Annotated in this window: 6 protein-coding genes; 5 read left to right on the top strand and 1 reads right to left on the bottom strand. The window is 57.0% G+C overall.

The annotated features are described in order from the left end of the window. A partial coding sequence (locus AC07RZ_RS14095; RefSeq protein ID WP_494668365.1) for an autotransporter outer membrane beta-barrel domain-containing protein occupies positions 1–617 on the top strand: 617 nt, incomplete at its 5' end. A gap of 1105 nt (positions 618–1722) precedes the next feature. Here the strand turns inward: AC07RZ_RS14095 and AC07RZ_RS14090 are convergent. Next, positions 1723–1887 (bottom strand): hypothetical protein, encoded by a 165-nt coding sequence (locus AC07RZ_RS14090; RefSeq protein ID WP_494668364.1) that lies wholly within the window; start codon positions 1885–1887, stop codon positions 1723–1725. A 265-nt stretch (positions 1888–2152) separates the two neighbouring features. On the opposite strand from AC07RZ_RS14090, the gene AC07RZ_RS14085 reads away from it, so the two are divergent. The 4 genes from AC07RZ_RS14085 (at position 2153) to AC07RZ_RS14070 (ending at position 7352) form a co-directional block, all read left to right on the top strand. Then, complete coding sequence (locus AC07RZ_RS14085) at positions 2153–4927, top strand: autotransporter family protein (protein ID WP_494668363.1); 2775 nt, start codon at positions 2153–2155, stop codon at positions 4925–4927. A gap of 591 nt (positions 4928–5518) precedes the next feature. Next, the gene (locus AC07RZ_RS14080; RefSeq protein WP_494668362.1) at positions 5519–6331 is read left to right on the top strand and encodes a hypothetical protein; all 813 of its coding nucleotides are present in this window, start codon (positions 5519–5521) and stop codon (positions 6329–6331) included. 24 nt (positions 6332–6355) lie between these two features. Beyond that, positions 6356–6715, top strand: coding sequence for a hypothetical protein (locus tag AC07RZ_RS14075; protein ID WP_494668361.1), 360 nt, complete (start codon positions 6356–6358; stop codon positions 6713–6715). 106 nt (positions 6716–6821) lie between these two features. Further along, positions 6822–7352 carry an REP-associated tyrosine transposase gene (locus AC07RZ_RS14070; protein WP_494668360.1) on the top strand — a complete coding sequence of 177 codons (531 nt, stop codon included), beginning with the start codon at positions 6822–6824 and terminating at the stop codon, positions 7350–7352. Positions 7353–7461: the final 109 nt, after the last annotated feature.

The raw sequence follows: 7461 nt of genomic DNA, 5'->3' as shown, positions 1-7461 counted from the left end.
AGAGCCATGCGAACTACACCGCCTACGGCGTATCCGGCTGGCTGACCTGGCAGCAGGCGAGCGGCCTTTACATGGATACGGTACTGAGCGGCCAGCGCTTCTCGGGTGACGTCAGCACAACCCTGCGCGGCAGCAATGTGGCGAAGATACATGCCGACATGTGGACAGCTTCGCTGGAAGTCGGTTATCCGTTTGCGGTAAGCAAGGGCTGGTCCGTCGAGCCGCAAGCGCAGGTAAGCCGGCAATGGCTGAACTTCAAGGACTTCAATGACGTCGACGGCCTGACCACACATATCGCTTCGGCAGCGCAAACCACAGGCCGCCTTGGCGTGCGCCTGGCGAAGACCGACGAGCCGAAGTTCGCTCCTTATTTGCGTGCCGACCTGATCCGCAGTTTCGGCGCCCGGCCGCAGGCCACCGTCGCCAGCGAAGCGTGGAATGTCAGCGAAACCTTCAGCAGCGGCCAACTGGGCGCCAGCTACCGCGTCGGCGCAGGCGCTTCCAGCAAGCTGGCCAATAACGTGTCGCTCTACGGTGAAGCCACCTACCAGCACGGCACGGGCAGCGCCGGCTTGCGTGGCTGGGCTGCGAATGGCGGGGTGCGCTGGAATTTCTAGGGTAACGAATCGTGGGTATTCTGCGAGTGCGGTAAGGCGCACCACGTAGGGCGTAATAGCGAAGCGTATTACGCCGCATGTGATGCCTCACCAAGGCACGCAGTGTCAAATGAATTGGGGGTGAATCGCGATAAGAGAATGCGGCATGATGTCGATCAAGCATACGGCGTAATACGCTTCGCTATTACGCCCTACGCCTTACTGCGTTGGAATTTTCAGGGTAACGAATCGTGGGTATTCTGCGAGTGCGGTAAGCCGTACCACGTAGGGCGTAATAGCGAAGCGTATTACGCCGCATGTGATGCCTCACCAAGGCACGCGGTGTCAAATGAATTGGGGGTGAATCGCGATAAGAGAATGCTGCATGATGTCGATCAAGCATGCGGCGTAATACGCTTCGCTATTACACCCTACGCCTTACCGCATTATTCATTGCTGCATATAAGGCAATGGACGTCGGCAGGCGTGCCGGCTCCGGTCGTCGTTTGCCTCGGCAACTGATGTCAGAGCGCTGGCAAGCGCGGCTTAGTTCACCTGGGACTCGTTTTTTCCTGGCATTTTTCCCGCCCTCATTTAAGAATTTTCTTAACGTAATTTAATTTAAGACTTTTCCTATTCGTCTTAAACACGCTGTTCCGCATACTCGCGAGTTGCATACAACAATCGTTGATTATCAACCGCAAACCATCATGAAAACATTGACTTCCCCGCCGGTGCTCAAAAAGCGCACCCTTGCGCTTGCCATAAGCAGCCTGCTATGTGCGCCATTTGCGTCCGTCCATGCTGCCAATCCGCCGCTGGTGGCCGGACCTGGCGAGCATCTGATCGCCTCGGGAGACTATGACTCGAACGGTGGTTTTGCTGCCTTGCAAGCGTTCGGAGGTGGCAGCATTACTACTAGCGGTCCGGTGAATGTAGTTAACACATTGGTTGGCCTCCCGGGTGTGTACGTCACTGACGCTGGCAGCCTGATCGACTTTCGGGGGGGCAGTATCACCAGTGTTGGCACTGGTGCGGCGGTCCACAGTATGGCAACTTTGAAGGTGGATAGCACAGCCATTAATGTGACCGGTAATACGCGTGACGACATAAGAGGTGTGTATGCTCAAAATGCTTCACAAGTCATTTTGACCAACAGTGACATCACGGTATCAAACAGCGATTTCAGCAATGGCGCCGGCGTGGTCACCGGATTAGTGGTAAACAGCGGCAGCACGTTGACTGCCAATGGGGTTAACGTGCTGGCCACCGGTACTTTCGGGAGCGGCATGTTGGTGACAGGCGCCGGCAGTCAGCTCGACTTTGAGAACGGCACAGTGATTGCATCTCAGGGCGGCGCTAGCGCCAGCTATTCCTCCCTCCTCAATATCCGCAATACATCCTTGACTACTACGGGTTCTGGCGCCTTTGGCAGTACCGGTGTCTCTGCTTCAAGCCGTGCGCAGGTATCCGTGGCAGATAGCCTACTTAATGTGTCAAACAATCCTGGAGGCCAGGCTACCGGCATCAGTGCATCCGGCGGTGCGCAGGTTGCTGTGACTGACAGTAATATCACTGTGGCGGGTAGTGGTGGCGCCATCAATAGGCGTGATCCCTTCGTCGGCGTTACTGCTCTCAACAGTGGCACCCGCGTCGATCTGACCGGCACCAGCATCTACGTAACAGCTAGCCTGAACAACGCTGGTGGCTTCACGAATGCCTATGGCCTCAATGCTGGTTCGGGTTCCATCATCGCGATGAGTGGCGGCGTCCTCTCCGTAGATACCGGGTCGGCGAGTGATACCGCACTCGGTATCGGCGCTTTGGCGACGGGCAGCGGCAGCCTGATCGGCCTTACCGACGTTGCGCTCGACAGCGCAGGAGAAGGCGCACAGGGCCTAGTCGTCAACCAGGGCGCCGCCGCGCTGGTTCGGGGCGGGTACATTAACAGCACCGGCGCCGCCGTCACCGTGGGTAATGGCGGCGGCAGCGCAACGTTGCTGGATACCCAGGTAAACACCACGGGTGATAACGCGATCGGCTTGCACGTACTCGACACAACCGGCGCAAGCGCCGTGCTGGCGGCGGATGGCACGCGCATCAGCACTGCCGGCGCGGCCAGTGCCGGTGCCCGTGCAGATGGTCCGGCCGCTGAGCTGCTGGCCTCCAACAGTGCGATCACTACCGCCGGCGACGGCAGCATCGGCGCGCAGATTGTCGGCGGCGGGCAGGGGAAATTCCTCAATACGCAGGTAACCACGCAGGGCGCGAATAGCCACGGCCTGCAAGTGGGCGCCGCCGGCGATGCTGCGGCCAGCACCCTGGCGTTCCAGGGCGGCAGCGTGCAGGTCAGCGGTGCGGCGGCGGCCGGCGTCTTGATCGCTGCCGGCGGCGACGCCACCTTTATCGATACCTCGATCCAGGCAACCGGCGCAGGCGGTTCGGCGCTGCAGCTGCAAAACGGGGCGCTGGCTGCAACGGCTCGCGTCAGCAACAGTGTGTTGAACAGTGCTAACGGCGCGGCGATCGAAGTGATTGCCGACCCTGCCATCAGCGTGGCTGGTGGGCCGGTGCAGATCAGCCTGCTCAACGGCACGCAGGCCAGCAGCGGCACTGGCGTGTTGCTTGATGCCGGCGCCGGCACCCAATCGATGCTCAATCTCAACGGCCAAGTACATGCTGTTGGCGATATCGTCGCCAACAGCAACGCCATCGTCGATGTATCGCTGGAGAACCGGTCGCTATGGAATGGTACGACCAGCACCGTGCGCAACATGTCGCTGGACGCCAGCAGCCAGTGGCAGATGGCAGGCAGTTCGACGGTGCAGAACCTGAACCATGCCGGCCTGGTCTCTTTTTCTGCTCCAGCGGGTGACAACTACCATACGCTGACTGTGCAAGGCGACATCGCCGGCCAGAACGGCGTAGTGGCTTTGAACGCCGTGCTCAACGAAGGCGGCGCGCTGGCTAACCAGCACACCGACCGCCTGCTGGTCGAAGGCAACGCCACCGGCACCACCCTGATCGAAGTCAAGCCGACCGGGCAGGGCGGCTTGACCGACGCTAACAAGAACGGCGTGGTCGATGCCGACGAAGGTATTTCGCTGGTGCAGGTGGGCGGCGATTCGCGCGCCGATGCGTTCGCGCTCAAGGGCGGTTATGTGGCCGCCGGTCCGTGGCAGTACACCTTGCACGCCTTCGGTCCGGGCGAGGCAGATCCGTCGCAAAGCCTGCTGCCGGGCGGCAAGCTGAACTGGGATTACCGCCTGGGCAATACCTATGTCTGCGAAGGCGGCTGCGAGCCCGAAGAACCCGGAAAGCCTGGGGAACCGGAAGAATCGGAACTGCCGCATCCCGGCCGGATCGCGGTCGTGCCGCAAATACCTTCGTACCTGGTCGCGCCGACAGCCCTGTTCAACTACGGCTCACGCACGCTCGACACGCTGCACCAGCGGCTGGGCGAGCTGCGCAACACCGCAGGCAAATCCGACAATCAGCTGGGCGGCGAAGTGTTCGCCCGTGTATTGGGCGGCCAGCTGAAGTACCGCTCGGACCTGAGTTTCAACGACTACGGCTACGACTTCGAGCAGCAGATGAGCACGCTGCAGGCTGGCGGCAGCCTGGTCAAATTGCACAACGGCGACGCCACCTTGCGTGCCGGCTGGGCGATCGATCTCGGCACCACCCGCGTCACGCCTCAGGCCGCCGATGGCGAGAGCCATGCGAACTACACCGCCTACGGCGTATCCGGCTGGCTGACCTGGCAGCAGGCGAGCGGCCTTTACATGGATGCGGTACTGAGCGGCCAGCGCTTTTCGGGTGACGTCAGCACAACCCTGCGCGGCAGCAATGTGGCGAAGATACATGCCGACATGTGGACAGCGTCGCTGGAGGTCGGTTATCCATTTGCGGTAGGCAAGGGCTGGTCCGTCGAGCCGCAAGCGCAGGTAAGCCGACAATGGCTGAACTTCAAGGACTTTAATGACGTCGACGGCCTGACCACACATATCGCTTCGGCAGCGCAAACCACAGGCCGCCTTGGCGTGCGTCTGGCGAAGACCGACGAGCCGAAGTTCGCTCCTTATTTGCGTGCCGACCTGATCCGCAGTTTCGGCGCCCGGCCGCAGGCCACCGTCGCCAGCGAAGCGTGGAATGTCAGCGAAACCTTCAGCAGCGGCCAACTGGGCGCCAGCTACCGCGTCGGCGCAGGCGCTTCCAGCAAGCTGGCCAATAACGTGTCGCTCTACGGCGAAGCCACCTACCAGCACGGCACGGGCAGCGCCGGCTTGCGTGGCTGGGCTGCGAATGGCGGGGTGCGCTGGAATTTCTAGGGTAACGAATCGTGGGTATTCTGCGAGTGCGGTAAGGCGCACCACGTAGATACTGTCATTGCAAGTCTTGAAAACGGTTCTTGTGGCGTGCCTTTAGCCTATGAAGGCACGCGCTTTGATAAAACTGGTAATTGCGAAATATCAGTATTGGGGGCAACTCAGCTTAAACGACTTAAAAATATTAACGTGGTTAACAAGTAACACGGTAAGCCAACGTATGTAGCGCGAACCACAATCACCCTCAGTGCAAGCCGATTGAGAGGAGTCCGTGATACCACCTCACGATTCGCAAAATTTTAAGACTTTTCCTATATTTCCGGCTCGCCCGCAGACGTAGGATGGCGCCCTTACATCAGAGTTATCGCAACGGCAGATCCGCCTAGTCAATCGGGGTTGATGGCCTGTAACAAACATCCGGGCATGAAGCAAGCCCAGCAAGTGAAAATGCGACTAGTTGATATCGATGCTTCGCCGGGGATTGAGCCTGATTTTGAGGGGTAATTTCAGCGTAGCCTTGCTTCGTTATTGAAGTCTTAAAGTCCTATGAAGTAGTGACAAAAAAATCTGGCATCTCAGCGATGGATGTCCGACATGCGCCGTTCCATCCCATTTGCGAGGTATTCAATGAATATCAGCTTTACTTTCACTGTAAAAGAAGAGGCCTTATCCGTGGAAGAGGGCCATGAAAGGTTGACTCAGCTGCTCGCCGCCATACGCCCATTTCTGCCGATCCCTGAGTGGTACGTCACTCCAGGTAAAAAAGGTCGTCTGGTAGCCGTGTCTGACTCTGTTCAATTTCTGGCACGAGCCAGGCATGATTTGGCTGAACACATCAGGGCATGGTCTGCAATCGGGATATTGCCTGTATATCCATATGGGTTTGAAGTAACGCTGACCAGCGCCATGGATGAGAAAGCCTACGATACAGAGGAGGGTATTTGTACACTGAGATTCAAACCGGGTGGGGGGAGAATTCAGCTGCATATCCGTACACCCGATCTCGCCTGGCCAAGCAGGCTCACCGAGCGGATGAAAAGCATTCTCAACGCGGTGTTGCATCTGAAGCCCGCGTCCATTGAATTTGCATCGCTTGATGTTGAGCAGCTTCCTAGGAAAGATGGCGAACGCGGCACTGATCAGTACAGCTTCGATTTCAGCCCCTTCCCCTATCCCCGGTTCCTCGGCTGGATGGGCTTTGTTCCCAAAGTCTTAAAACCTCAAGATATCCCTGAAGCCGCCGAAGTTATCTCATTGCCCAACTGTCACGGCTCCATCGTCATCGCCGTGGGCGACATCTTCGATCTTCGCAATCCCCAGCACATCAAGCAAGCCCAGCAGGTGGAAATGCGACTTGCTGCTCTTGATGCCTTGCCGGAGATCGAACGAAATTTAAAAATGATTTAATTTTAACCACGGAGAAAAATCGGCATGCATCCAGTCATCGCAAAAACTTTCGGAGGGCTGTCGCCTCAATATTACTTTCGCCAATTTGTGTTCGGACTGATTTTCCCCGCTCTGTATTTTTTTGTGTCGAGCAAAGGAAATCATTCCACGCAAGCGGCAATGATTGTTTTTCTTGTAGCTAGCACTCTGCTTTACCCTTATTCCCGCTTTGTTTACGAAACCGTCGTGAATTTCATCATGGGCCGGAACCTGTTCCTGATTAACGCTCTGCTGATGCTTTTTGTGAAGCTGGTGACCATGGCGATTTGCTGGAGCATGGCGATATTTGTCGCACCTGTCGGCCTAGCATATCTCTACTATCATCACAGCAAAAGTGGAGCATGAAACCCGGATTCATCTCCTTTGGAGAGTTCCAATCAACTCGGTAAGGTGTGCTGCGTAGGGCGTAATAGCGAAGCGTATTACGCCGCACGTGCAAATGAGGAAAACGATGTCAAATTATCGACGTGCGTGGCATCCATGCGGTACGTATTTTTTTACGATCAATCTATTGCAACGAACCGGTAACGATTTACTGACACGCAATATCTCGATATTGCGCGATGCGGTGCGGCATGTGCGCCGTACCTATCCATTCGTTATCCATGGGTGGGTCGTTCTGCCCGAACACATGCACTGCGTGATTTCCTTGCCTGCTGGCGATGCTGATTTTGCACTGCGTTGGCGGTTGATAAAAATGCGTTTTTCTAAAAATATTCCCAACGAGGAATGGCGTTCTGCCGTGCGAGAGAGGCGTGGTGAGCGTGGCATATGGCAGAGGCGATATTGGGAGCATCTCATTCGAGATGAAAAAGATTTCGCGGCCCACATGGATTATGTCCACATTAATCCGGTTAAACATGGTTTGGTGACGCGAGTGGTTGATTGGCCTTACTCTACTTTCCATTGGCTGGTGAAAAATGATGTTTATCCACCTGACTGGGCTGGTGGCGATGAGGGGATGCTGCGTTATGTCGACTAAACATGCGGCGTAATACGCTTCGCTATTACGCCCTACGCCTTGCCGCATTACATAACGCGGTAAGGTGCACCCCGTACCCCGTAGGGCGTAATAGCGAAGCGTATTACGC

It is taken from the genome of Collimonas sp. GW821-FHT07E08 (assembly GCF_059418905.1).
Note: the sequence above shows the minus strand (reverse complement) of the source record. Positions and strands in the feature narration are given on the sequence as shown.

Coding starts and splice junctions, on each gene's coding strand:
- AC07RZ_RS14090 (WP_494668364.1), bottom strand. CDS start 1,887: ATGCCGCTCCCGAAAGTACCGGTGGCCAGCACGTTAACCCCATTGGCA.
- AC07RZ_RS14080 (WP_494668362.1), top strand. CDS start 5,519: ATGCGCCGTTCCATCCCATTTGCGAGGTATTCAATGAATATCAGCTTT.
- AC07RZ_RS14075 (WP_494668361.1), top strand. CDS start 6,356: ATGCATCCAGTCATCGCAAAAACTTTCGGAGGGCTGTCGCCTCAATAT.
- AC07RZ_RS14070 (WP_494668360.1), top strand. CDS start 6,822: ATGTCAAATTATCGACGTGCGTGGCATCCATGCGGTACGTATTTTTTT.